The organism is Bacillus sp. J33 (assembly GCF_000518885.1).
GTDB lineage: Bacteria > Bacillota > Bacilli > Bacillales > Cytobacillaceae > Cytobacillus.
This window is the reverse complement of sequence record NZ_JAEL01000004.1, coordinates 52,925-78,707: the sequence shown is the minus strand read 5'-3', so window position 1 is coordinate 78,707 and position 25,783 is coordinate 52,925. Positions and strand designations below refer to the sequence as shown.

The window sequence follows — 25,783 nt, the reverse complement described above, 5'->3', positions numbered from 1 at the left end:
TAAAAACGGTCCAGTTTGCCATAACATCTCAATTTGTGCTGTTAGAAAGTCCATATGTGCAAGGATTGTTTTGAGCATCATCCGTTGATGAGGACTAATGTATCCTCGTAAGGCTAACTCAAGTTCATCCTTTTTCTTTTTTAACGTTTTGCGGGCAAAGCTGCAGGCATAACAGGATCACCTTCTCCATCCGCAATTGCACGAAGCATTTCCAAAGATGAAACACCCATAATTTCTGAAGCAACGGACCTAAGCTTGATGTTTGCCCCTTCCAACCCTTGAATTCGGTTCTGTTGTCTAGCTCGCACTTGTATGATACTTCGACGATAGCGAACTAACTCCCGTAACTCTCTTTGATTTCGGTCGGGAATAAAACCCGGTTTTAATAATCCATGACGAAGAAGTTTCGCAATCCACCCGGCATCATTGACATCTGTTTTTCGCTCTGGAACAGCCTTGATGTGTTGGGCATTAACTACTAAAAATTCAATCCTTCCTAGTAAATTCACAATCGGTTTCCAGTAAACACTTTTGCTTTCCATGGAAACATGAGTACAATCATGCTCTTTAATCCAGTCTAGTAGCTAGCTGAAAAGTTTACGTTATTTAATGATTACTGGAATCCAAGAATTGTAGGAGAACTCAATGATTCATATGTAAAGCTAGCGAAATTTAAAGGAGAGTTTGTCTGGTACCAGCATAAAAATGAGGACTCCCAGAAAGGCAAAAAACGCCTTCCCGGGAAGCTCGTCTTATGCTTGAGGCCCGCAGGACAAGGGAAGCTTCGTCAGCAAATTCATCGCACGACCAAAATCGGCTGCTTTGGGGATGACGCTGGGCATGCAGAGGCTGCCAGGGGACGTGGCGTTCATAGTCTGCGTTACTTGGGCAAGGCGCCTGCGTTTTTCTTAAGTATTTACCTGTATATGACATAATAAATGAAAAAATCTCTCAAAAAGGGGATCCACATTAAAATACAATCGTTTTATTCTGATGCACAATAATCCGGTCTTCTAAATGCCATTTCACTGCTCTTGCCAGTACGCTGCGTTCAATGGAGCGGCCGATTTTTTTCAGGCTGTCGACATCATCGCGGTGATCGACACGGTTTATGTCTTGTTCAATAATTGGACCTTCATCAAGATCGTTTGTGACATAGTGCGAGGTTGCCCCAATTAGTTTAACACCACGGTTAAATGCTTGTTCATATGGTCGTGCTCCGATAAAGGCAGGCAAAAAGGAATGATGGATATTGATGATTTTCTTTGGATTTGCCTCCACAAATGCTGGTGTTAAGATCTGCATATAGCGCGCCAAAATAATTAAGTCAATATCATACTCTTTTAGCAGATGCAGTTGTTTTTCTTCAACCTGTTCGCGAATATCCTTGTTTGCCGGTATATAATAGAAAGGAATATTCAATCCTTCGACAATATCTCTCGCTTCTTCATGATTGCTGATGACGAGGGCAATGTCTGTCATTAAATCGCCGCTTTGCCACTCCCATAAAAGCTCAAGCAGGCAGTGCAGTTCTTTTGACACAAAGATCGCTGTCTTTTTTACCTTGTACACATGTGTAAACGTCCAATCCATTGAAAATTCCTCAGCGATTTGTGTAAATTGCTGCTCCATGTCCTTTGCTTTTTCTTTTAATTGTGGGCATTCAAATTCGATGCGAATAAAGAATGTTCCGCCTTCAGGATTTGTTGAATATTGGCTTGATTCAATAATATTTGCATTATATGAAAACAAAAACTTTGAGATCGCTGATACAATCCCAGGCTGGTCAGGACAACTAACTAAAAGGCGTCCGCGATTTTGATTTCGTTCTTGAAATAGTGCTATTTGATTATTAATTGTGGAATTCATGTGATAAAAACCTCTCTATAAAGTAATGAAAAACATTATACAACAGTACGCTTAAATGGTTAAGGAATTTTTATTAAAAGCTTATCTGGAATTACTTTTATCACAATTCTATGAAATCTTTAAAAGGACACCCTAAAACTACTTAAGGATTTTTAGTGATTTGGGGACTTCTGATTTTCAACTAAACTAGCAATAGTCGTTCCTCAGTTATTCCTGAAATCTTGCCTATGTGAGTGTTCTTTAATAGTGGATTTGGACGGGTTATCACTTGACTTATCCATTATAAAGGACCTTTTCTTTGCGAAAAGCAGGAAAAATGAACAATTTGAGTATTTTTAATAGTGGAATTAATTTAATGCAACCTAGTGAAAAAATATCTATTAATCAGAAAATGCATAACTTCTAATAGGCAGCTCTAAATCATCTCTCCGCTATTATGCTTCGTTATTCCCCAAAAAAGTTCATTTCAATACCGTTATTCATTTATATAGGATCTATTGCAACAAAAATTTACTCCTATGCACTCTGGCATAGATTATGCAAGTGTGCATTACATATTTTGCATTGAAAATATCGTATTTTCGGAAAATTAAAAATAATCCCTGATTTGTAGGCTTGGCACAAAAATTGCACTCTACAATGGCAAAAGGGGGAGTGTGTTTTATGGAAAGCACCGTTCAGTTGAAAAGGTCTTTGAATTTCTTCCATCTTGTTTTGCTGGGGCTTGCGTATATGGCACCACTGACTGTTTTTTCGACCTTCGGAATTGTTGAGTCGGTTTCGAAGGGGGTCACGCCTGCCGCATATGTTGTGGCCCTTGTAGCCATGCTGTTCACCGCATACAGTTACGGAAGGATGGGAAAAGCCTATCCGATCGCGGGTTCGGCTTATTCCTATACCCAAAAGTCAATCAGCTCGCATATTGGTTTCATGGTAGGCTGGGTTATTTTAATGGATTATCTGTTTATTCCAATGATTAACTTTCTTATTATGGGTCTCTATTTAACAGAAAACTTTCCATCCGTTCCATTAAGTGTGTGGATTATTAGTATGATTGTTATCGTAACCGTATTAAATTTGATGGGGATGAAGGTTACCGTGACCATGAACATGATTCTTCTTGGCTTTCAATACCTTGTTCTGATTTTCTTCTGCATTCTAAGCATTAATGCCCTGCTAAGCGGTACTGGACAAGGTGCCCTTGTTTCGTTCGAGCCTTTTATGAATCAGCAAACCTCTATGGCGGCCATTTTTGCAGGTGCTTCCATTCTCTGTTTATCGTTTTTAGGATTTGATGCGTTAACCACGTTTGCGGAAGAGACGATTGAGCCAACTAAGACTATTCCAAAAGCGATTATCTTTGTTACCCTTTTTGCCGGAGCTTGCTTTATCGGTATTAGCTATCTTGCTCATTTAATTCATCCAGATTTTACTTCCTACAAAAATCTTGATACAGCTGCCATTGAAGTGGCAAAAATGATTGGCGGGACATTTTTTAATGCTCTCTTTATTGCCGCGATGGTTGTTTGCTGCTTTACCTCTGCGATGGCGTCTCATGCCAGTGTATCCCGCATCCTGTTTGCGATGGGAAGAGATTCGGTAATTCCAAAGAAGTTTTTTGCCTTTATTCATCCCAGGTTTCGGACACCGGCGAATAACATCATTCTTGTCAGCATTATTGCCTTAGCTGCTTTGTTTACGGATTTAGTAACGATTACATCCTTTATTAATTTCGGAGCCTTGTTTGCCTTTACTTTCGTCAACCTCAGTGTCATTGCCCATTATTATGTGAAAGGGAAGCGGCGGTCCTTCAAGGGAACGGTTCTGTACCTGATTCTGCCGTTGATTGGAGCGATGATTACCGTGAAATTGTGGAGTGATTTGGATAGTAAATCGATGCTTTTAGGGGGGGCTTGGGCTACTGTGGGCTTGGTTTATCTCATGTTTAAAACAAAAATGTTTCGGGTTCAGCCGCCGCAAATGGAGTTTGATGAAACCGGTAAGGATCTTTCAGTATAAGGAGGAAGCAAAATGTCATTTACAGCCGATGTTGTAATTAGCGGAAAGTCTGTTTTCACTGGAGTGACGGACGGTCCCGTTCCGGCATCTATAATAATTAAAGATAATAAAATTGTCGAAGTCGTAGATTATGGTGATTGTTCAAACTTCACTGATGAAAAAACAAGAATTTATGATTTTGGGGAGCAGTTGGTCATGCCGGGCTTCCATGATTTTCATATCCATTTACTTATGGGCGGCCTTTTGAATGACAGTGTTCGGCTGCATTCGGCCCGGTCGGCTCGTGAAGCTGCGCAGATGGTCAAAGCGTATGCAGATAAACGTGGGAATGACCCATTCATCATTGGGTCCAGCTGGGAACAGAACCAATGGGAAGAGGGGGAACCTCACCGGTCCTATTTGGACGAGGTGATTCCTGATCGTCCTGTGCTGTTATACCAGGCGGAGTTCCATAGTGCCTGGGTGAATTCGAAGGCATTGGAATTAGCGGGCATAGATAAAAATACCGAGAATCCTCTGTACGGTGAAATAGGTAGGGATAAACATGGAGAGCCTACAGGATTGCTGGTGGAGCATGCCGTGGGTCTGGTTACGAAAGTTCTTCCTATTAGTCTTGAGGTGAAAGAGAAACTGCTTGACCGGTTTTTGGCTGAAGCGGCGAAATTTGGGGTCACTTCTGTCCATGATTTACTGCGGGTTCCGGAAATGAGTGTAGAGGAAGCGGACTTATATGCATCTTATGAAGAACAGGGCAAGCTGACGGCAAGAGTTCATTTTGTTGCTCCGTTAACCGGGGATTTAACGCAGGCCAGAAGCTTGTGTGAAAAGTTCACGTCCAATATGGTGCAGTTCTGCGGTTTTAAGCAGTTTGCCGATGGGGTAACGACCAGCTATACCGCCTATCTTCTTGATGAGTATAGCAATAATCCCGGTGTTGTCGGAAGTACGGTATTTCCAAAAGAGGATTTGAAGAAATGGACAGTCGAGGCAGATAGAGAAGGTTTTCGAGTCCGGTTCCATTGTATTGGGGACGGTGCGGTTCAATTTGCCTTGGATTGCTTTGAGGCAGCCCGCCAGGAAAATGGGGCAAGGGACGCCCGACATTCCATTGAGCATGTAGAAATGATTCATCCAGATGATATTAAAAGATTTCACGAGTTAGGGGTTCTTGCTTCTGTTCAGCCGGAGCACATCAATGTTACCCAGCGGGCGGTCTATGAGGATTTAATTGGAGCCGAGCGGATGAACTATAATTTTTTACTAAAGACAATGATGGATCAGGGAGCAACGATGGTTTTTAGTTCGGATTATCCGGTAGTCGAGTTAAATCCGCTTCTGGGGGTACATCGGGCGGTGACGCGGCTGGATGATGAAGGGGTTGTATGGGGTGAGCAAGAACGAATTTCGTTAAAGGATGCGCTGCTTGCTTATACGGCGGCACCTGCCTACGGCTCATTCCGTGAAAAAGAACTAGGTACGATTGAAGCCGGGAAATGGGCCGATATAATTGCCCTAGACTGCAATTTGTTTACCGTGCCTTGCGAGGAAATAAAAGAGGCTAAGGTTGTTTTTACTATGGTGGATGGGAAGGTTGTTCATGAGATTGCCCATGGGGACCAAGACCAAGTCCAAGGGGACGGTTCTACCGGCCTTTTAATACAAAGGAGGTTTCGGTATGAGTAAAGTAAAGGTAGGGTTAATACAGTTGGCTTGTGATGAGCGGGTGGAAGTGAATGTGGAAAAGACAAAGGGTTATGTGAGGGAGGCGGCGGCAAATGGCGCTAATATCGTCTGCCTGCAGGAGCTGTATCATGCACAATATTTTGCCCAAACTGTTTCGGTTGACAATTATCGGCTGGCTATTCCTTTGGAGCATGAGGCTATTGCAGCAATGCAGGAGCTGGCAAAGGAACTGGGGATTGTGTTGATTGTTCCGTATTATGAATGGGCGGCAAAAGGTGTTTATTTTAATAGTGCGGCTGTGTTTGATGCCGATGGATCGTACTTGGGAACAACGAGGAAAAATCATATTCCGGACGGGCCGCAGTACCATGAGAAATATTATTTTATGCCGGGAAATACAGGGTATCCGGTATACGATACGAAGTTTGGCCGGATTGGAATCGGCATCTGCTGGGATGAATGGTTTCCGGAGGTTGCGCGGATTTTGACCTTAAAAGGGGCGGAGATTTTATTTTATCCTTCCGCGATTGGATCGGAGCCAGATCATCCGGAGCTATCGACCCGTGCGACCTGGACCAAGGCTATTTCCTCCCATGGGATTCATAATGGCGTATTCGTGGCAGCGGTCAACCGGGTGGGGCAAGAGAAAGATATGCACTTCTACGGCGGAAGCTTCATAAGTAACCCAATGGGGGACATTGTTCAATCGCTCGATAAAGAAGAAGGCATCCTCATTCAGGAACTCGATCTAAAAGAAATCGAGTTTGCCAGAAACCTGCTGCAATTCCTAAGAGACCGCCGCACAGACACCTACGGGGAAATACTAGAGAAAGAAAAGATCAAGTAAGGTAGGGTAAAGGGGGTAGTCCATAGTGAATTAATGCAGTAAAAAGGATTTATTCTTTATTGAGTTACATAGATTACAAAGCTGAAAGTGAGTATTAATCCTTAGGGGGTTAATACTCTTTTTATATCTTTATAGTCTGTTTACATTTGAAATTAATTTATATAATAAGTCATTGCTTAGGGGGGGTTAGGGCTGTACAAGCAACCATAACTTACTTACGTAAATCTGCATACCCCCGTATTATTAATTTATCATCCCGGCTAGGCTCATTATCTAAGATGTACAGTGGAGAAATTGCAAAAGGGAAGTTTCCGTATTCTTATCGGATTGCCAAAGCAGCACAAAATATGTTTATCAGAGCCTTATTCATACGGATTCCTGCTTGTTTTGATTTTAAAAACGCAAAGGAATAGTTGTTATAGAGGTTATAACTTGCAATTTAAATCATATAAGTTATATATTTAAATCGTAATGATTCCTATTTAAATGAAAGGAGGGAGCGAATGAATCTCAGCGAATTTTATAAAAAAGTGATTCTTGACCATGCAAAAAACAAAAGAAACCACCGTAAAATGGATGCCTTTACACATAAAATTCATTATAAAAATCCTACTTGCGGAGATGTTATGACGATGTATGCCAGGATTAATGACGAAGAAACCCTGGAAGATGTCTCGTTCATAGGCGAGGGGTGCTTTATCAGCATGGCATCCTCATCCATGTTTACAATAGTCGCGAAGGGAAGAACGGTGAAAGAGATCCAGGAATTATCTTTACTTATGAATGAAATGATTTTGGACGGGAAAGAAACCGAAGATGAACGGCTGGAGGATATGATTTGCTTTAAAGATATTCACAAGCTGCCTGCGAGGTATAATTGTGTATTAATGCCATGGCAGGCATTAGAGAAATTGATCAAAGCGGAGAGAACATAACCTATAAATCGTAATGATAACGATTATCTGGAGGTGTTGGAATTGGCAACATGGGATTTAAGCCGAACCATTCATCATGTTCTAATATGCAACGGCAGCAGCTGTAATAATGCCGGCGGTGAAGAACTAACTCAGGCAATAAGGGATGAAATAGCCAATCGGAATTTGGATCAGCAGATTCACACAACAAGGACACGCTGTAATGGAAGATGTCAGGATAAATGTGTGGCTATCGTCTATCCAAAGGGAAGTTGGTATCGCGACTTGAAGCCGGAAGATGCTTCTCTTTTTGTTGACTCAATGGTTAATGATCATGATCTGAAAGGAAAAATCAGCCATATTGCGGGCAGTGAAGGATTTATAGTCCAGCCGGGATCCGTAAAAGGAGTGAAAAAAGAAACAGAGAAAGTTAAGAAAGTGTCTAAAAAGAGCAAGTTTTGATACGGAAGCTAAAACCTCCTGTTAATATGGAGGTTTTTTTGGGGCTTTAATAAATATGGATTCACATACGAATCTATACAAGAACCGATAAAACTCATCATCATACAATCTTCCATTTTTTGGACTTACTTATAAAGGGGTTTTTTTACAAAAAGAAACTTGAACAAACATATTGTGTTATGCAATTCCATCTTTACTAAAGTTTACACTTTTTTAACATCCAGTTAAGAATATTCTGGTAACTTATGAGGGGTGGAAACGGCTGTGAGTGACAAGCTATCCATAATTATTTAGGTGGAGGTAGATTGTATGAGATCGAGCAATGGTGGAATGAACAGACGCGACTTTTTGAAGGCCGGAGGAGCAAGCACATTAGCAGTTGCTTTAGGAGCAACGGGTGTCTACTCTTTAGGCGGCATTACAAAGACATTGGCTGCATCACCTGAGAACAATCCTGCTAGCGGTTTTGGCGGATACGGCCCATTAGTGAAAGATCCAAACGGAATTCTTGATCTTCCTGAAGGGTTCCATTACAAAATCATTTCCAAAACGGGCGATAAAATGTCGAACGGTGACCTCGTGCCTGCAATGTTGGATGGAATGGCTGCATATAAGGGAGAGAAAAACACGACCATTCTTGTGCGAAATCATGAAAACAGCACAAATTCACAATACCCTGTAAACGGAAAAAACCCTTGGAGCAAAGGTGCGGCAGGAGGCACAACCGCATTAGTCGTTGGCTCAGACCGGAAAGTTATTAAGGAGTATGTGACAAGTTCCGGGACAATCCGTAACTGTGCCGGAGGAGCGACAACTTGGGGCACTTGGTTAACGTGTGAAGAGACACGTGAAATGGGACATGGTTTTGTGTTTGAAGTCAATCCGCTTGACCCGGAAAACGAAATGTCGAAAACACCAATCCGCGATATGGGTTACTTTTCCCACGAAGCCTGTGCGGTAGATCCTGCAACAGGTATATGGTACTTAACAGAAGATGCAAGCCCAAGCTTCCTTTATCGGTTTACACCAAATGACCGCTCCCAGACCCTCGGTTCCCTTCAGAAAGGCGGGAAATTAGAGGCATTGGCAATAGATGAACTTCCGGCATCTAAAGCAAGCTCTTTTGAAAAAGGACAAAAGTTTGGTGTCGTGTGGAAGGAAATCAATCCTGAACGCGCACAGCAAGATGCGAAAGATAAAGGCTGCATTCAGTTTAGCCGCTTAGAAGGTGCGTTCTTCTCTGCAGGAGTGTTCTGGTTTGACGATACGAGTGCTGGTGATGGAAGCCTTGGCCGTGTTTACCGTTACTTCCCATCTACGAATACATTAGAGCTATTCTATGAATCCACTGATAAAAATGATTTGGAAATGCCGGATAATATTTGCATGACTCCTTGGGGTGACCTTTGGATTGCTGAAGATGGCGGCGGGAATGACAGAATCATTGGCCTGACGCCTGAGGGAAATGTGTATACCTTTGCTGAAAACACGTTGAATGGCTCTGAGTTTGCCGGACCAACATTCTCACCTGATGGAAATACGTTCTTTGTTAATATTCAAAGCCCAGGCATCACGTTTGCCATTTGGGGACCATTTGCACGGCGAAATGCTGCCCGCCAAAGGGCAATGGGACATGCGGCTCCACCTGCCACCCTCGGCCCGGTTGTGTCCGACAAAGTGGCAGCATTTGCCGAAGAGCAAGGAATGAGCTTACTGGAGGTTGCTGCGTTAGAACGTCACGGAATGCCGATTTTATAATTACTATATAAATATCAGTTGTTGGAAATTGTCTGGAAGGTGATTGTTGCCATCCGGATTTTGGAGGTATAGGATGCTACAGAATATTGGGATACCTGGGCTCATTCTAATCCTTGTGATTGCGCTGATTATTTTTGGACCTTCAAAGCTTCCAGAGATCGGACGAGCCTTTGGAAGTACGTTGAAGGAATTCAAAAAATCAGCCAGTGATTTAGTAAATGGGGATGAGGAGAAAAAAGAAACGAAACAGCCGGAAAAGAAAACTCATTCAAAGTCGGTAGAAACAGAGCAAAGCAAGACTGTGAGTTAACCGCCAAAAATACTGTTTTCAGAAATTGGAACTTTTGCAGAAGAATACGGGGAGGCAGATAGGGTTAGCCTTCTTACCGCTCCCTGAACATAACATGATTAAACTGCATCAACTGCTGTCTAATAAGAAGGGAGTTTTTTCGGTGATTGCCACAAGTCCACTCAAACGAACGGAAGAAAACAAGGGAACCCCACGCCAAAAATCCCCTTGCACAAAGTGCTACACCTGCCGGCTCTGTTCTAAAGCAGGCAAGAAAATAGCAAAAGAGACTAAGGCTGTCCCTAAAGGTCGTTGATTACGAACTTTTAGGGGCTAGCCTTTTTATTTTTGGTGATTTTTAATAAGCATTTAGTAGTGCAGGTTAGAATTTTATTTGGCGAGAATCCCATTTTTAAAAATGATGGGCAGATAGGGCGGACCTTATATTTCGGCTTTACAATTATCTATTTAATCTTTACGCAAGGTAAAAATTAAATTAACAATCCATCTGTATATTATTAGTTGTATACAAGTTGAATACCATGAGAGGTGAGAGCAAATCCCAATCTCTATTTTAAAAAAGTAAATGCAGCTAGCAGGGTGTTTAATGAGTGGCGTTTTAAGATTTTTAGTGTCCAGCAAATTCCAGTAGCTAATCCATCTAATGATTTTTAAATTAACTCTAAGAAGGAGACAAACAAAATGATGAAAAAATTATCAAAATTCTTTCTAACAGTAGGACTTATTACCATTTTGGCAGCGTGTGGAAATGAAGCGAGTTCAACATCCTCCAAATCCGTTGGAACAGAAAATAAGGGGTGGCCGGAAGAATTGACATTGGTTCAAATGCCAAATGAAAACAATCCAAATGCAGCTTCTATGCACACAGCTTTGAGAGATCATCTTTCCGGGGAATTAGGAATGGAAGTGAAAGAGTTTGAAGGCGGCAGTTACGCTGTTGGAATTGAAGCCCTCGCAAGTGGGAATTTAGATATTATGCTTGCTAGTCCAATGAGCTATTACCAAGCTGACAAAAAAGCAGGAGCGGAATTGTTAGTTACTCCTCAAGTAGAGGGCTATGAATATTACACTGCTTTTATTACAAAAAAGGATAATAAAGAAATCAACAATATGGAGGATTTAAAAGGAAAGAACTTTGCATTTGTTAATGCCGCTTCTTCTTCAGGCTATCTTTATCCAAAGGGAACCCTGGTTCAAGAGTTTGATCTAGATCCAAAGTTAGTCGAGCAGTCTGGATACTTTTTTGAAAATGTTACCTTTTCCGAATCCCACGCAAATAGTGTCATGGGTGTAATAATGGGTGATTTTGATGCAGCGGCAGTGGCTATTGGTCAGCTGGATAGTATGATTGAGGCAGGAACCATTAAGGAAGATGACTTCAAAATTATCGGACGTACACAGGATATTCCTGATGCTTCTTATATTATTCGCGAGGATTTACCAGAAGATTTTAAAAAGGCCTTAAGGGATGCGTTTGTATCATTTGAAGATGAGGAATATTTTGAAGCCGTCCATAATGATCCAAAGGCTCGTTTTACAGCGACTGAACCAAACTATTATGATCCTACGATTGAAATGCTGGATGCTATAAATGCTTTAGAGGAAGAGGCAAAATGAATCCATTATTATCAATAAAAAATTTAGTTAAGGTCTATGGTAAAGATACACTAGCTTTGAATGGAATTTCTTTAGATTTCTACCCGGGTGAATTTATTGTTGTCATCGGTCCATCTGGTGCTGGAAAGTCCACCTTTATCCGATGCATTAATCGCCTTGTGGATCCTTCCGGAGGGGAAATTATATTTGACGGGCAGCATATCGAGAAACTGAGCGGCCGGAAATTGCGGAAAGAAAGGTCCAAAATCGGGATGATTTTCCAGCATTATAACTTAGTTGGCAGAACAAATGTGATTAAAAATGTTCTCCATGGCCAATTAAGCAGCATTCCATTATACAAGAGTTTGCTCGGACTCTATTCCTATGAAGATAGGAAAGAAGCCGTTGAACTTCTTAAAAAAGTAGGGCTCCAAGACCAAATTTATAAACGGGCAGATGAGCTCTCTGGCGGTCAAATGCAGCGGGTTGGAATTTGCCGGGCGATCTTGCAGAGACCCAAGCTGCTGCTAGCGGACGAGCCGATCGCGTCACTGGACCCGCTCTCAGCCAATATTGTCATGCAGCAGCTTCATTCGATTTCTTTAGAAAAGAAATTAACATGTATTGTAAATCTCCACCAAGTGGACTACGCCAAAAAGTATGCTACACGGATTATCGGAATAAAAAAAGGGGCGGTTGTTTTTGATGGAGCTCCATCTCAATTAACGGAAGAAATGATTCGAGATATCTATGAAGGAAAAGAATCGCAAATAAAGCATCAGGGTGAGAGCGGATATGCGTTCGGAAGTCAGTTGAAAAATGAAGGAAACAAGACAATGCCATTGGCTGTGGGACAAAACGATGAATAATAAAACCATTCATAAGATTCCGCTCGGTCAAAGAGATTCAAAAAGAACCTTTGTTATTGTGGCCGCCATCTTTGCTGTGCTGACTTTTTCGGTTTATTATTTAGAGATTTCCTTTATAGAGATGCTCATGGGCTTACCAAGCTTTGTGATGTTTTTCTTTGAAAAGTTCCTTCCGCCGAACCCAGAGAATTTAAAACAATATATTCCAGCGGTGATCGATACACTTGGCTATGCAGTCATCTCCACCTATATTTCTACGATTATTGCGTTTGTATTAGGGGTTTTAATCTCGAAAAATACGAATAAGTTTAAAACATTACGGGTGATTAGCCGCGGTTTTGTATCAGTTTTACGAAATATCCCTTTTATTATTTGGGGAGCCTTATTGGTTTATATTTTTGGACTAGGCGGTATTGTTGGCATTTTGGCTTTGATTCTTGTGACGATTGGATTTTTAAGTAAAAGTTATGCAGAATCGATTGATGAAATTTCTGGGGATAAGCTAGAGGCGCTGCGAGCGAATGGTTCCTCTTATTTTCAAATCTTGTTTCATGGAGTCATTCCTCAGTTTGTTCCAGCCTGGATTAATTGGACGTTATTTGCCTTTGAAATTAATGTCAGGGCTTCAGTTGTTTTAGGTCTCGTTGGGGCCGGCGGGATTGGCGTCTTAATTGATACAAATATTAATTTGTTTAAATACGGAGAAGCTATTTCCATTATTGCCGTAGTCGTCATGATTATTTTATTAACGGAGTTAGTAACCAATTCGATTCGTAAACGTTTCGTTTAATTAATGTAAGGGGACTGAATACAAATGGAGCACATTCGAGTCACTTCAAAAGGCAGTGTGGGCAAGTCGATTCTTCTTGTTCTTATATTGGGAATGGTGTTTTTTGCAGCTGTGAAACTTATAAGCTTAGATATTAAAAAATTTTATGATCGGTTGGAAAATGTTCCCGACGTCTTAAGCAGAATGATGACTGTTGATTTTTCAATTGTACCTGATGCTCTTTTGAATATTGTGACCAGTTTAGCATTAGCTTTGTTAACATTGGTTGCGGCTGTTCTTTTAGCCATGCTTTTAAGCTTCCTGGCAGCATCGAATATTGCACCAAATCGATTGCTGGCCATTTTTATTAAAGGATTTTTTGCGATCATTCGATCCGTTCCTTCACTCGTATGGGGGCTAATGGTGATTGCGAGTCTGGGTTTTGGCAATGTGTCAGGCTTTGTTGCGATCTTGATCTCTGCTGTCGGCTATCTGACCAAAACGTTTACAGGGAGTATTGAAGAGACAGGCAGCGAGATTATAGAAGCGATGAAGTCAACGGGAGCCTCTTGGTTCAAAATTGTTTATCACGGATTGATTCCGCTTTGTATTACTGCTTTTGTTGCCTGGATTACCGTGTGTTTTGAATCCAATATTTCCGAATCAATCGGTTTAGGGATTATTGGCGTCGGCGGGATTGGTCTTTTATTAACACAAGCGATTAATACGTATAACTATGGACAAACCACTACGATTGTCATTATGATCTGTATACTTATGTTTGCCGTTGAACTGGTAATGACGAAAATTAAAAATAATATACAATTTGGGAACAGTTAACCTGAGGAGGACACTAAGATGATGAAGAATGCAAAATTAAATTGGGTTCGCTTGCCCATTGATAATCTGGAAAACTGTCGGGAGTTAGGTGGGTACAGTACAGAATATGGACAGCAAACAAAGTGGCACACCTTTTTAAGATCAAGTGATATGAGCAGGCTCTCCCGAGAGGACATCGTCTTTTTAAAAGAGTATGGGGTGAAGACTGTCATTGATCTTCGAGGAGAAGATGAAATCGAAACCCATAAAAACCCGCTTGCAGAAGAGGATTTTTGCGAATATTATAACATCCCGTTTATTACCGAGCGGGTTTCAGATATTACGCTATCAACATATGAGATTTCGATGGGAGATTTTTATATTGATTTATTGGAGCAAAACGATGCGGTGAAGAGAATTTTTGATGTGATTGAACAAGCTGAAGAAGGCTGCATTGTCTTTCATTGCCAGGCCGGAAAAGACCGGACAGGTCTCTTAGCCATGCTGCTGTTAGGCTTAGCGGGAGTGGAAAAGAAAGATATTGTCTCAAATTATGAAGTAACCTACACTAACTTGGAGTCCATGCATCAGAACGAAAGTCTGTATGGAAATATTCCAATGGAGTTCTTGTATTCAAATCGGGACTATATTTTAAAAGCCTATGAGTACATTTATCATACCTATCAGAGTTTCGATCAATATTTGATGGCAAAAGGTGTGGAAATGGATGTGATTGATCGAATAAAGCGCCGGTTTTTAGGTCTGGGTGAAACTGCTGCTGCTTCATAGAGACTTTAGAAGGTGTTAAAAGAGAAGTGTTAAAGCACTTCTTTTTTCGTTCTATTAATAGGTAAAATTCACTAATAATAATGTCATGCTGCTTTCAATACTCTAATTTGATAAAGGTCATTTATTAGGTGAATATGATATACTTGTATGGATTAACTTTCCAATAGCAAACGAGGGAAGTCATGACCTTAGGTATATTTAGGATTTAGGTGTAATTCTGCTTGAAAGGAATTGTAAAATGACCCAACACTCACTTGTTGACATAGCCTATATGAAAATCCATGAAAATTTAATTAATGCAAATTATATGCCAGGACTGCTTCTATCGGAGAATGGATTAGCAAAAGAACTAAACATGAGCCGTACCCCAATTAGAGGTGCACTCTCCCGTTTAGAGTCAGAGGGATTTGTCACATCCATTAAAAACCGTGGAATTATGGTGAAAGACATTTCTATGAAAGAAATGCTGGACATTGCACAAGTAATTTTATTTTTACAAGAATTTTCTGTAGATGAAGTAGTGGAAAAAGGCCGCTCCTTCGATGTTGATAAATTGAAAATGTATTTAGATCAGCAAATTGAAGCAGAAAAGAGTATGGACTATTATAAATATATTCAAAACCATATTCTTTTTACTCGCTGTATGATTTCCTCTGCAAACAATAAAACCATGTTAGAATTCATGGATTCATTGAAAGATAAATTTATACGAATGGCTATGGTTAATTGGAAATTAACCCCAAACCAGAAGCATTATTCTGCAAATCAATTAAATAAGTTAATTTATGAAGCGATTTGTTCGGAGAATTATTTAAGCATTAAGCAGATTTGTAAAAAATCATTCATAGAAAACCGGGAAAGAATCATTATGTCCGAAGTATTATAAAACTGTTTTGCAGCAAAATTTGGATGTGCAAAAAAGGATAGATAAAGACAGTTATTCTTTCCTGTCAAAATCTATCCTTTCCTTTTGGTTCTTTGCTTCAATCGATACGATCTCATAACAGCCTGAATCATCATATCCGTACGTATAGATTAAGCATGTTTGCGGCAGAAGCACATTTAATGATGATGCCCCTGTCCCGGTTCCTGTTTGCCTGTTCCTTTTTTGAGGAATTCCTTGTCGCTTTCCGATAGCTCTCCAACGATAAACTGTTTTTGCGGCATGATCAGGCTATCGCCTTGCTGGGCGTGTACTTTTACAAAATATAAACCATCCTCGTCAAAGCTTTTGCTGATGCTGTAAATGCCGTTGCCCTCAGCGGCTGCTTCCTCCATACCATACTGGACAGTGCCATCCTGCTTCCAGATTTCAAAATGGACAAAATCTGCATTGTCCGCAGGCTTCCCATCTTGCGTTAGAATAGCCGTTATCGTTTCCTGCCCGCCGTCTGTAAAGGCTGACGGTGTGTTAATTTCCAATTTCAGCGGCGTTTCCTTCTTATATAGTTCGCCGGCATTCTCATCTAAGGAGCATGCACTCAGCAGCGATATCAATAGCAAAAAACATGAAAACACAAAATCCTTTTTCACGGCATTAGACACCCTCTATCATAAAATTAAGCATTTAAAAACCTTTTTAAGGCAGGTATTCTCCGAATGATGAAAAGATCCATTAGCCATACAGCGATTAACGTTAAACCGACTAATGGAAACAGGATCCCCAAGCCAATTAACAGAAGAAGGAATCCTTTTGTATTCCTTTTGCCAGATGCCTTTGGGGCACCCATTTCTTTTTTCGGCTTGCGCTTCAGCCATAAATAAAACCCGCTGACGGCTACAAGGATAATGCCCAGACAAATAAGCAGGCTGATTATTTGGTTCATCAATCCGAATTGTGTGCCTTTGTGAAGGGTTATTCCCCATGCGACCATTTTTCCGACCCATCCGTAGTCTTCATAACGGTAATCGGCCAGAACCGCGCCTGTATACTGGTCAATGTGCATCGTGATTTCATCCTGCGCTTTTGGAGGGAACGCTGATAGTGTGTAAACACCCGTTTTTTCTTGCGGAATATAGATAGAATAACTTGGGTGCACGCCTTCGCGGTCGGCAATGGACACAACATCATCAATGGACAGCGGTATAAAGCCTTGAATCTCTGAAGCTGGCACATCGAGATTTTCAGCTGCCCATGGAACATCGGCAATATCTTTTGTTTTAATGGTTGATTCTGGAGCGCTTCCTACCCAGATGGAAGGCGGGTAGCCTGTCCCCGAATTGGTGGCAATAGATTGGAAATTGGTGCCCCAAAAACCAGACCAAGGCAATCCTGTCATGATTAAAAAGAGCATCCCTGCTGTGACCCAAAAGGCGGGGACAGCATGCAAATCCCTTCTGAACGTTTTTTTTCCTTTATTTAAGCGCGGAAAAAGGACACCAGCCATGCTTTGTTTCTTTTTCGGCAGCCATAAATAGATTCCTGTGACAATGAGCACAATCGCCCAGCACGCTGCCAGTTCTACTATTCGGTCTCCAAGCGTGCCAGCCATCAGTTCGCCATGAAACTCTTCAATTTTATCCATGATCCGGTCTTCGCTGTTTAATTCCCCGAGTGATTCTCCTGTATAAGGATTGATAAAAACGGTAAGCGCTTCTTGATTGGAAAGAATGCTGATCTCGCTTGAGCGGTCGGCACTCTCGCCGGGACGGTATTTTGTCACCGCTGCATCCGGAAATAGCTTCCTAACTTCTTCAATCTGCTGTGAAGCGGGAATTTTTTCGCCTTGAGGCGTAACCTCATAGTAGTCCTGATATAGAACTTCTTCGATCTGAGGCTTAAATAAATAGATGGCTCCAGTTACAGCCAGAATAATGAGAAATGGCGCAAAAATAATGCCTGCATAAAAATGCCATCTCCAAACCGTTCTGTAAAGTGAGCTGTTAGGCTGGCTCTGTATGATCGTATTCTCTTTAACAGTTTCCACGTAATCAATGCTCCTTTTCTTCAATCTCCTATCGTATCTTAAAAGAGGAATGTGAGAAATAAATGAAGTTTTTCAAAAAAAATTTAGAAGGGAGTATAGTAATTCGTGATTCAACAGGGTGCTAAAATCAACAAAGCAGCTTTAACACAGCCTATATATAAAAGGATTAAAAATGCTTAGAGAAAAAATCTCTAAGCATTTTTTGTTATTAAATCCAATCAAGAAAGTTATCTGCATCTAGCTCCGGTACCCAGCCCCGGGTTCATAAGACAAAAAATTACTGAAAAGTAAAAAGCTTCGTTAGCGATTTCCTGCAAGATTAGAAGCGAGAGGCAATAAGGAGGATTTCTTGTGTGATTCGATGTCATGGGATGATCAGGTGCTTCCGCTTTTGGTCTTGCCGCTTGAATGCAGGCTCGCCCATTTTTTGGGCAAAAATATTTTCCTTTGACATTTTCCTGACACATTGGGCCATTAAAGTATGACTTGTAAGGCAATTAACGACTGATTCAAATTGAAATATATAAGAAAGAAGGTAAATATCATGAGTGATTTTTACGAAGAAAGCCGGGCTAAGAAAAAACCGAAATGGAAAGGATTTTTTTCTGCAGTCGCAGCTGGAGTTCTGGGATCGGCGCTTACGCTGACAGCAGTCACGTATTTCCAGGATGATGCTCCTCAGGCATCTGTTACGGAGGAAAATGTACAAACTGAAAGTTCAGCAAATCTGGATGTGACGCCTGTTTCTGCTTCATCAAATTCCTTGGCGGACACCATTGAGCAGGCATCAAAAGCGATTGTCGGTGTTGTCAATATGCAGCAGCAGAACAATCCGTTCGGCCAATCGGGTGAATCAGCAGAAAGCGGTACGGGTTCGGGCGTTATTTTTAAAAAGACAAACGACACTGCTTATATTGTGACGAATAATCACGTGATCCAAAATGCCAGTGAGATTCAGGTGACCTTGCATGACGGCGAAAAGGTGACGGCTGAACTGGCCGGAACCGATGCGCTGACAGATATCGCCGTGTTAAAGATCACAGGCGATGTTTCCGCATCTGTGATGGAGTTCGGTGATTCTTCCAAACTAAGGGCTGGTGACCAGGTGCTGGCAATCGGCAATCCGCTTGGCCTTGATCTATCAAGGACGGTTACACAGGGAATTGTGAGTGCGGTTGACAGGTCCATTGAGGTCAGCACTTCTGCAGGAGAGTGGAATTTGAATGTCATACAAACCGATGCTGCCATAAATCCCGGAAACAGCGGCGGGGCACTGATTAATACGGCAGGGCAGCTGGTTGGGATCAACAGCCTGAAGATCGCGGAGAACGGTGTAGAAGGGCTTGGTTTTGCCATTCCAAGCAATGAAGTTAAAGCGCTTGTGAATCAGCTGATTGAAAATGGACAAGTGGTGCGTCCTTATCTCGGAGTGGGGCTGGCAAGCTTTGACGAAGTGCCTCCTCAATATCTGCGTAATCTGCCTGAGGGTGTTACAAGCGGTGCGATTGTAGCCAATATCGATCCGGATTCGGCAGCAGGCAAGGCCGGGCTTCAGGTGGAGGATATTCTCATTAGCATAGGAGGCAAGGAAATTAAGAATTCCGGGGATTTGCGAAAGCATTTATACAGTGATTTTTCGATTGGGGATAAGGTGAAAATTAAATTTTACCGCGAAGGCGAATTAAAGACAGCTGAGGTTACACTGACAAGCAATCAGAAAGCGAATTAGGAAAGGGGAACATGATGAAAAACAAGAAAATGCTATTTTGGGTATTAGGCAGTATGCTGACAATTGGAGCAGCCGCAGCCATCTTTTTCACTATACAAGCGGATGCTGTTGCCACCGTGAACGGGGAAAAAATAAGCGAGGATGAGCTGCATGAGCGGCTCGTCGCCCAGTACGGGCAGGAGCTTTTGGACACGCTGATCACCGGCAAAGTAATTGAACAGGAAGTAAAGAAGGAAAACATAAAAGTGACACAAGAGGAAATTGATGAAGAAAAAGCAGCTTATGCGGAGTCCTACGGCGGTGAGGAAGCTTTAAAGCAGACACTTGAAACGAGCGGCCTGACCATGGCGGACTTTGAAGAGGATATCGAATCCTATCTGGCAACGAAAAAGCTGCTTGAACCAAGAATCGAGATTACAGAAGAGGATATGAAAGCCTATTTTGAGGAAAACAAGGACAGCTTTGCACAGCAGGAACAAGTAAATGCGAGCCATATTTTAGTAGAAGATGAGGAAACGGCAAAAGAAGTCATCGGGAAGCTGAATGATGGCGGGGACTTTGCAGAATTGGCGGCTGAATACTCCATAGATGAAAGCAACAAGGACGCGGGCGGAGATCTGGGGTTTTTCGGCAAGGGAGACATGGCCGAAGAGTTTGAAGAGATCGCCTTCTCGCTGGAGCCAGGAAAAATCAGCGATCCTGTCAAGACGGAGTATGGCTACCATGTCATAAAGGTAGTTGAAAAGAAAGAAGCCAAAGAAGCGGTCTATGAGGATGTAAAAGAAGAGATCCAAAATAGGTTATTGGAAACAGAAATGCAAACAGAATATACCGCATGGCTGGAAGAAAAGTTTGAAGAATATGAGATTAAGAACTATTTAGAGAGCTGAGGAAACTGATATGAATTTTTTGAAGCGAGCACTTTTAAGCGTGAAGGCGCGCAAAGGGAAGAGCATTTTGCAGATTTTTGTGTTCACGGTGATTTGCGTATTGGTACTGGCAGGCTTATCCATCCAGACAGCGGCCAAGAAGTCTGGCGATCTCGCAAGGCAGAAGCTTGGGGCTGATGTTACGCTGCAGGTCGATATGGAGAAGATGCGAGAACAGGCGATGTCCCAGCAGGGTGAAGGCGGAAGGGTACGTTTCCAGCCTGCACCAATACCTGTAGAAACAGCGGAAGAACTCACATCCTATGAGCAAATCAAAGGCTATAATATTTATTCCTCTACAACAGGATTAGCTGAGGGTTTTGAACCAATCGAAAGTGATTCAGCGGGAGAGGAAACGGCAGGAGAAGAGAGTGAAGGACAAGGCCCCGGCAGAGCTGCAATGGGTGGAATGATGCAGGGGGATGTTACCCTGCAAGGGGTTGCGTTTACTGACTCTGCTGCGGAATTCATGGATGGAACAGCAGCCATTGTCGAAGGTAGCGGGATAACAGAAGAGAACATCGGAGAAAATGTTACCCTGATTGAACAGACGCTGGCAGAAGAAAACGAATTGGTTGTTGGCGATAAGATTACAGTAAAGAGCAATCGGGATGAAACTGCTGAGCTGGAGCTTGAAATTATCGGAATCTATCAAACGGCTTCTGCGGGCCCTGATCAGGCAATGGATTTTACGGCATTGAACCCATATAACAAGCTATACGTTCCCTATACAGCGGCAGCTGCATTGAAAGGTGCGGACTATGAAAATACGATTGATAGCGCCATCTACTACATAGATGAACCTGCCGATATGCAAAGCTTTATTGACCAGGCTAAGCGCGAGAGCAGCATTGATTTTGAAACCTTTACACTTGATGCGGATGACCAGCTTTATCAGCAAATGGTTGGACCAATCGAAAATGTAGCGAGCTTTTCCAATCATATTGTGTACTTGGTATCTACGGCTGGAGCAATCATATTGGGTCTGATCGTCATGATGTCAATCCGTGAGAGAAAATATGAAATGGGCGTTCTTCTGGCCATTGGCGAAAAAAGGTGGAAGCTCGCCGGCCAGTTTATTGCAGAAATTCTGGTTGTGACCGTGCTATCGTTTGGCATTGCAGCAGCAAGCGGCAATGTAGTGGCGGGTCAGCTTGGCGACCAGCTCTTGAATCAGGAGCTGGAGTCAGCGGAACAATCGTATACCCCGGAATCTTTTAGAGGAAGAGGCATGGGAGGCTTCTCTCCGGGAATGATGCAGGCTCAAGCTTCAGTGGAGACAGTGGATGAGCTTAATGTCCAGATGACAGCAGAAGATCTTGGCTTCCTGGCACTAATCGGGCTGGTGATCGCGGCTGTATCAGCATTATTGCCTTCTCTTTCCGTTTTGCGCCTCCAGCCAAAAGCCATTCTTAGCAAGCAAGATTAAAAGGAGATGAAAAACATGAGTTCATTGCTGGAATTCAAAAATATCAGCTATTGGTATAAACACGAAAACAAAAAACACGATATCTTGAAAAATATTAATGTCAGCTTTGAGAAAAGCCATTTTTACAGCATCATTGGGCCATCCGGTTCCGGGAAAACAACGTTCCTTGCGCTGGCCAGTGCCCTGGACGTTCCGAAAGAGGGAAAAGTTCTGTATGAAGGGAAAGACATCCGGAAAATCGGGATGACCAGGTTCCGGAATAAATATGTCTCAATTGTCTTTCAATCTTATAATCTCTTGCCTTATATGACAGCATTGCAGAATGTTTTGACCGCGATGGAGATAACAGGGGCTGCTAAGAAGAACAAAAAGGCAATAGCTTTGGAGATGCTGCAGCGGGTTGGAATTTCCGAGATCCAGGCCAGGCAAAAAGTTCTTACCTTAAGCGGAGGCCAGCAGCAGCGCGTTTCGATTGCGCGTGCCCTGTGCTGTGATGCTGAGCTGATAGTTGCGGATGAACCGACCGGGAACTTGGATGAAGATACGGCGCAGGAAATCGTCGGGCTGCTGAAGGCTCTCGCCCATGAAGAAGGGAAGTGCGTCATTGTGGTCACCCATGATCCAAGTATTGCACGGGATTCAGATGTGACGGTGAAGCTGTCGAAAGGAAGCATTTCGGTTTCTTCCAAAGAGCTGGTTTTGAGCTGAAAAAGGTGCCATTCCCAGAATGTGGGAGGCACCTTTTTTCTTAAAACAACGGTGAAATGGGAAGCTGCGCATAAAATTCAAAAGTGGTGCATATGTTGAGCAAAACTGAAGCATAAATCGAAAAAGTGAAGCGCAAATCTAGGAAAGTGGTGCATAAATGTTAAGTGCCTCTATTGTGCGCCAATCATACTGTTATTGCTCTCTATACATACAGTCCGCCGGTATACATGCTTGTCAGGTTTACAATAATATCCTCCATCTTGTATTTATCCTCATTCAAGACCAGCTCCCACATGAACATTTCATTGGAGTAGAACCAGCCTCTTGCGGTAAGGGACGGGTCGAGATGCTGTTTGGCAAGCTTTTGCGCTTGGGCATAGCGGATATCCACTGAAATCCGCTCGATGAAGCGTTCACGGATCCTATACCATTTATGGTCAATTTCAGGAGAAACGCCGATCGCTTCCTTTACCACCCTCATCATATCCCGCTCATCTAAAGCCAGCTGCAGGAAAAGGCGGACCTGCTTTTTAATATTTTCATAGGCCACATCTTTTGACTTCGGTGTAAAGGGCATCTCCGCCACTTCGTAAAATTGGTTCATCAGGTCTTCCATTAAGGTGATGAAAAGCTCATCTTTATTTTTAAAATAGACGTACGCCGTTCCGTAGCCTGTTTTGGCTTTTTTAATAATTTGCGAGATGGTGGTTTTTTGAAAGCCGTTTTCGAGGAATACCTCTTTTCCGGCTTTCAGGAGTCTGCTGCGGGTCTTAAGGGCTTGCTGCTGCCTTGCCGGCAATTGGTCGATTGAGTTTGTCATGGTTTCATTCCTTTGCCAATTTGCTTTTATGTTTCGGATACTGAAGTATTTTTAATAAGTTTAATTGGTTTTGAGTTTTCTGACAACCATACTGACATTATATCATTGACATAGTGTCAACCAAACAATATAATTTTCGTAAATAATAAATATTCTGAAAGGTTGGTTGTCCATGAATTACTCACTTGAATATGCAATCGGACAGGATGGACAGGATGAACTGGCATCTTACCGGAAAGAGTTTTATATAAAAGAAGACGGAATTTATCTGGATGGAAATTCTCTTGGCCTGCTCTCCAAGCGAGCGGAAAAATCACTTCTCGACTTGCTGGAATCCTGGAAGCACCATGGAATTGACGGCTGGACAGATGGGGACAACCCTTGGTTCTATTTATCTGAAACACTTGGAAAAGAAATGGCGCCAATCGTCGGGGCAAAACCGGAGGAAGTAATTGTAAGCGGTTCCACAACTATAAACCTGCACCAGCTGGTATCCACTTTTTATAAGCCTTCAGGAAAAAGAACAAAAATATTGGCGGACGAGCTAAATTTTCCGAGCGATATATATGCGCTGCAAAGCCAGGTTAAGCTGAAGGGCTATGATCCTGCTGAGCATCTTATCAGGGTGAAAAGCGGGGATGGCCATACATTGAAGGAAGAAGATATTGTGGCGGCAATGACAGATGAGATCGCGCTGATTGTCCTGCCGGGCGTTTTATACCGCAGCGGCCAAGTGCTGGATATGGAATATTTGACTGCCGAAGCACATAAGCGCGGCATCGAAATTGGCTTTGATTTATGCCATTCGGTTGGATCAGTGCCGCATGCGCTGAGTGACTGGGATGTTGACTTTGCATTCTGGTGCAATTATAAGCATCTGAACGGCGGACCGGGATCCACAGGCGGACTGTTCGTAAACAATCGCCATTTTGGCAGAGTGCCAGGCCTTGCTGGCTGGTTCAGCTCCCGAAAAGACAAGCAATTTGATATGGAACATGAGCTGACTGCTGCGGAAGATGCGGGCGCCTATCAAATTGGAACGCCGAATATTTTTAGCATGGCGCCGATTATTGGGTCGTTAAGCATGTTTAATGAAGCAGGAATGGAGAAGATCCGCGCAAAATCTCTTAAACTGACAGGCTATATGATGGACCTGATCCATCATGAGCTGGATGGCCACGGCTTTATTCTGCGAAATCCGCTTGATGAGAAGAAGCGCGGCGGACATATTTACCTTGAACATCAGGAAGCGGCCCGGATATGCAAAGCGCTGAAGGCTGAGGGGGTCATTCCTGACTTCCGCACACCAAATGGAATACGGCTGGCTCCAGTGGCTTTATATAATACGTTTGAAGATGTGTGGAAAACAGTCCAAATTTTAAAAGGCATTATGGAAGAGGAAAAATACAAGCAATATGAAAATAAGCGAGGAGTCGTGGCATGACGAAAAAAGGATGGATTGATATTTCACAGCCATTAAGCAGTGAGATTGCACACTGGCCTGGCGATACGCCATTCAGCTATGAGACGGCTTTTACAAAAGAACAAACTGGTTCTGTAAATATTGGGCGGATCACAACCAGCCTGCATACCGGAACCCATGTTGATGCACCGTTCCATTTTAATGACGAAGGCGAGAAGATTAGTGAATTAGATATCGAGCTGTATATCGGCCCTGCGCGGGTGATTGATGTGTCTGCTTTTGATCGTGTGGATGCTGAAATTCTAGGCGGTTTTGATTTGGAAGGTGTGGAGCGTGTGCTGCTGAAAACGGCTGTTCCGAATAATCCGGAAGTATTTCCGGAAAGGATTTCTGAATTGACGGCGGACATGGCGGAGTACTTGGGCAGTAAAGGCGTACGCCTGCTGGGTGTTGATGTTCCATCCGTCGATCCGCTCGACAGCAAGGATATGGAGACACACCATGCTTTGTATCGAAATGGAATTCATATTTTGGAAAATATCATGCTCGATGAGATAGAAGAAGGAGATTATGAGCTGATCGCGTTGCCGCTGCCGATTAAAGAGGCGGATGGGAGTCCGGTACGGGCGGTTATTCGGCCGATATAGGAATGGGGAGTATTGAAAGCCAGGTTCCGTTTTACCTTATAAAGTTACCAGACTTTAATTGCTGGCTAGTTGATTTTTTAGATTTCTGGCTTCGGTGCAGCAGCAGTAAAAGAAAAACCGCCAATTATTATAAAATTACCGGCCAAATTTCATAAAAAGCCGGCCGAACAGCATGATTTGGCGTCCCAGCCGGTAATTTCGTACTTTGAGATGAACGTCATCTACCGTTTAACGGCCAATTTGAAAGATTTATCGGCCAAAATCGGATATTTAACGGCCAAACTAGAAGGTTTATCGGCCAACTGCCCAAGTTTATCGGCCAAAAGCCGATTTTTCGGCTTTCCGGCTTCGATGCGGCCGCAAAAAAAACGGCCAAAAATTTTGTGCAGGCCCCAGATTCATAACAGCTTGCGCAATCTCATTTACCGGTCAATTATTGACACATATCCACACCAAAAGCCAGAACC

Annotated in this window: 23 protein-coding genes and 3 pseudogenes; 21 read left to right on the top strand and 5 right to left on the bottom strand. The window is 42.6% G+C overall.

Features of this window, described 5'->3' with window-relative positions:
- Nucleotides 1-21: 21 nt before the first annotated feature.
- Nucleotides 22-584: pseudogene (locus tag L634_RS30360) on the bottom strand (IS110 family transposase); the annotation flags it as partial.
- Between the two features lie 45 nt (nucleotides 585-629).
- Here L634_RS30360 and L634_RS34105 point away from each other — a divergent pair.
- A pseudogene (locus L634_RS34105) lies at nucleotides 630-713 on the top strand (cupin domain-containing protein); the annotation flags it as partial.
- 256 nt (nucleotides 714-969) lie between these two features.
- Here L634_RS34105 and purU read toward each other — a convergent pair.
- Complete coding sequence (gene purU, locus L634_RS0101290; protein ID WP_026580878.1) at nucleotides 970-1,869, bottom strand: formyltetrahydrofolate deformylase; 900 nt, start codon at nucleotides 1,867-1,869, stop codon at nucleotides 970-972.
- Nucleotides 1,870-2,532: 663 nt separating this feature from the next.
- Between purU and L634_RS0101285 the strand changes: the two genes are divergently transcribed.
- The 14 genes and pseudogenes from L634_RS0101285 to L634_RS0101225 all read left to right on the top strand — a co-directional run bounded on the left by L634_RS0101285 (nucleotide 2,533) and on the right by L634_RS0101225 (nucleotide 15,590).
- Nucleotides 2,533-3,888, top strand: a complete 1,356-nt coding sequence (locus L634_RS0101285; protein WP_026580877.1) for an APC family permease — start codon at nucleotides 2,533-2,535, stop codon at nucleotides 3,886-3,888.
- Nucleotides 3,889-3,900: 12 nt separating this feature from the next.
- Nucleotides 3,901-5,571, top strand: coding sequence for an amidohydrolase (locus tag L634_RS30355; protein WP_051428136.1), 1,671 nt, complete (start codon nucleotides 3,901-3,903; stop codon nucleotides 5,569-5,571).
- Nucleotides 5,564-6,418, top strand: coding sequence for a carbon-nitrogen hydrolase (locus tag L634_RS0101275; protein WP_026580876.1), 855 nt, complete (start codon nucleotides 5,564-5,566; stop codon nucleotides 6,416-6,418). The genes L634_RS30355 and L634_RS0101275 overlap by 8 nt, the downstream gene beginning before the upstream one ends.
- A 170-nt stretch (nucleotides 6,419-6,588) precedes the next feature.
- Nucleotides 6,589-6,783, top strand: a pseudogene (locus L634_RS34100) (SDR family NAD(P)-dependent oxidoreductase); the annotation flags it as partial.
- 138 nt (nucleotides 6,784-6,921) lie between these two features.
- Nucleotides 6,922-7,353, top strand: a complete 432-nt coding sequence (gene sufU, locus L634_RS0101270; protein WP_026580875.1) for a Fe-S cluster assembly sulfur transfer protein SufU — start codon at nucleotides 6,922-6,924, stop codon at nucleotides 7,351-7,353.
- 42 nt (nucleotides 7,354-7,395) lie between these two features.
- On the top strand, nucleotides 7,396-7,794 hold the full coding sequence (locus L634_RS0101265; protein WP_026580874.1) for a (2Fe-2S) ferredoxin domain-containing protein: 399 nt from the start codon (nucleotides 7,396-7,398) through the stop codon (nucleotides 7,792-7,794).
- A gap of 309 nt (nucleotides 7,795-8,103) precedes the next feature.
- Nucleotides 8,104-9,552, top strand: a complete 1,449-nt coding sequence (locus tag L634_RS0101260; RefSeq protein ID WP_026580873.1) for an alkaline phosphatase PhoX — start codon at nucleotides 8,104-8,106, stop codon at nucleotides 9,550-9,552.
- A gap of 73 nt (nucleotides 9,553-9,625) precedes the next feature.
- Entirely contained in the window at nucleotides 9,626-9,862 is a 237-nt protein-coding gene (gene tatA, locus L634_RS0101255) for a twin-arginine translocase TatA/TatE family subunit (protein ID WP_026580872.1), read from the top strand.
- 681 nt (nucleotides 9,863-10,543) lie between these two features.
- Nucleotides 10,544-11,479, top strand: a complete 936-nt coding sequence (locus L634_RS0101250; protein WP_051428135.1) for a phosphate/phosphite/phosphonate ABC transporter substrate-binding protein — start codon at nucleotides 10,544-10,546, stop codon at nucleotides 11,477-11,479.
- Nucleotides 11,476-12,327, top strand: a complete 852-nt coding sequence (phnC, locus tag L634_RS30350) for a phosphonate ABC transporter ATP-binding protein (RefSeq protein WP_084028795.1) — start codon at nucleotides 11,476-11,478, stop codon at nucleotides 12,325-12,327. Before L634_RS0101250 ends, phnC begins: the two co-directional genes overlap by 4 nt.
- Nucleotides 12,320-13,117 (top strand): phosphonate ABC transporter, permease protein PhnE, encoded by a 798-nt coding sequence (gene phnE / locus L634_RS0101240; protein ID WP_084028794.1) that lies wholly within the window; start codon nucleotides 12,320-12,322, stop codon nucleotides 13,115-13,117. The genes phnC and phnE overlap by 8 nt, the downstream gene beginning before the upstream one ends.
- A 24-nt stretch (nucleotides 13,118-13,141) precedes the next feature.
- Nucleotides 13,142-13,936 (top strand): PhnE/PtxC family ABC transporter permease, encoded by a 795-nt coding sequence (locus tag L634_RS0101235; RefSeq protein ID WP_026580869.1) that lies wholly within the window; start codon nucleotides 13,142-13,144, stop codon nucleotides 13,934-13,936.
- Nucleotides 13,937-13,954: 18 nt separating this feature from the next.
- Complete coding sequence (locus L634_RS30345; RefSeq protein WP_051428134.1) at nucleotides 13,955-14,704, top strand: tyrosine-protein phosphatase; 750 nt, start codon at nucleotides 13,955-13,957, stop codon at nucleotides 14,702-14,704.
- A gap of 238 nt (nucleotides 14,705-14,942) precedes the next feature.
- A complete protein-coding gene (locus L634_RS0101225; RefSeq protein WP_026580868.1) occupies nucleotides 14,943-15,590 on the top strand; it encodes a GntR family transcriptional regulator in 648 nt (215 codons plus the stop codon).
- A gap of 176 nt (nucleotides 15,591-15,766) precedes the next feature.
- On the opposite strand, the gene L634_RS0101220 is transcribed toward L634_RS0101225, so the two are convergent.
- Nucleotides 15,767-16,237 carry a FixH family protein gene (locus tag L634_RS0101220; RefSeq protein ID WP_034261688.1) on the bottom strand — a complete coding sequence of 157 codons (471 nt, stop codon included), beginning with the start codon at nucleotides 16,235-16,237 and terminating at the stop codon, nucleotides 15,767-15,769.
- A gap of 26 nt (nucleotides 16,238-16,263) precedes the next feature.
- On the bottom strand, nucleotides 16,264-17,631 hold the full coding sequence (locus tag L634_RS0101215; protein WP_026580866.1) for a PepSY-associated TM helix domain-containing protein: 1,368 nt from the start codon (nucleotides 17,629-17,631) through the stop codon (nucleotides 16,264-16,266).
- A 544-nt stretch (nucleotides 17,632-18,175) separates the two neighbouring features.
- Between L634_RS0101215 and L634_RS0101205 the strand changes: the two genes are divergently transcribed.
- The 4 genes from L634_RS0101205 to L634_RS0101190 are packed head-to-tail and all read left to right on the top strand — an operon-like array spanning nucleotide 18,176 to nucleotide 22,426.
- Nucleotides 18,176-19,360, top strand: a complete 1,185-nt coding sequence (locus tag L634_RS0101205; protein WP_026580865.1) for a S1C family serine protease — start codon at nucleotides 18,176-18,178, stop codon at nucleotides 19,358-19,360.
- An 11-nt stretch (nucleotides 19,361-19,371) separates the two neighbouring features.
- Nucleotides 19,372-20,250, top strand: coding sequence for a peptidylprolyl isomerase (locus tag L634_RS0101200; RefSeq protein ID WP_232233681.1), 879 nt, complete (start codon nucleotides 19,372-19,374; stop codon nucleotides 20,248-20,250).
- Between the two features lie 10 nt (nucleotides 20,251-20,260).
- Nucleotides 20,261-21,718 (top strand): ABC transporter permease, encoded by a 1,458-nt coding sequence (locus L634_RS0101195; RefSeq protein ID WP_026580863.1) that lies wholly within the window; start codon nucleotides 20,261-20,263, stop codon nucleotides 21,716-21,718.
- A 15-nt stretch (nucleotides 21,719-21,733) separates the two neighbouring features.
- Nucleotides 21,734-22,426 (top strand): ABC transporter ATP-binding protein, encoded by a 693-nt coding sequence (locus tag L634_RS0101190; protein WP_026580862.1) that lies wholly within the window; start codon nucleotides 21,734-21,736, stop codon nucleotides 22,424-22,426.
- Nucleotides 22,427-22,628: 202 nt separating this feature from the next.
- Here L634_RS0101190 and L634_RS0101185 read toward each other — a convergent pair whose 3' ends face one another.
- On the bottom strand, nucleotides 22,629-23,246 hold the full coding sequence (locus tag L634_RS0101185) for a TetR/AcrR family transcriptional regulator (protein WP_026580861.1): 618 nt from the start codon (nucleotides 23,244-23,246) through the stop codon (nucleotides 22,629-22,631).
- 172 nt (nucleotides 23,247-23,418) lie between these two features.
- On the opposite strand from L634_RS0101185, the gene kynU reads away from it, so the two are divergent.
- Nucleotides 23,419-24,690 carry a kynureninase gene (kynU, locus tag L634_RS0101180; protein ID WP_026580860.1) on the top strand — a complete coding sequence of 424 codons (1,272 nt, stop codon included), beginning with the start codon at nucleotides 23,419-23,421 and terminating at the stop codon, nucleotides 24,688-24,690.
- Nucleotides 24,687-25,316 carry an arylformamidase gene (gene kynB / locus L634_RS0101175; protein WP_026580859.1) on the top strand — a complete coding sequence of 210 codons (630 nt, stop codon included), beginning with the start codon at nucleotides 24,687-24,689 and terminating at the stop codon, nucleotides 25,314-25,316. The genes kynU and kynB overlap by 4 nt, the downstream gene beginning before the upstream one ends.
- Nucleotides 25,317-25,783 lie beyond the last annotated feature (467 nt).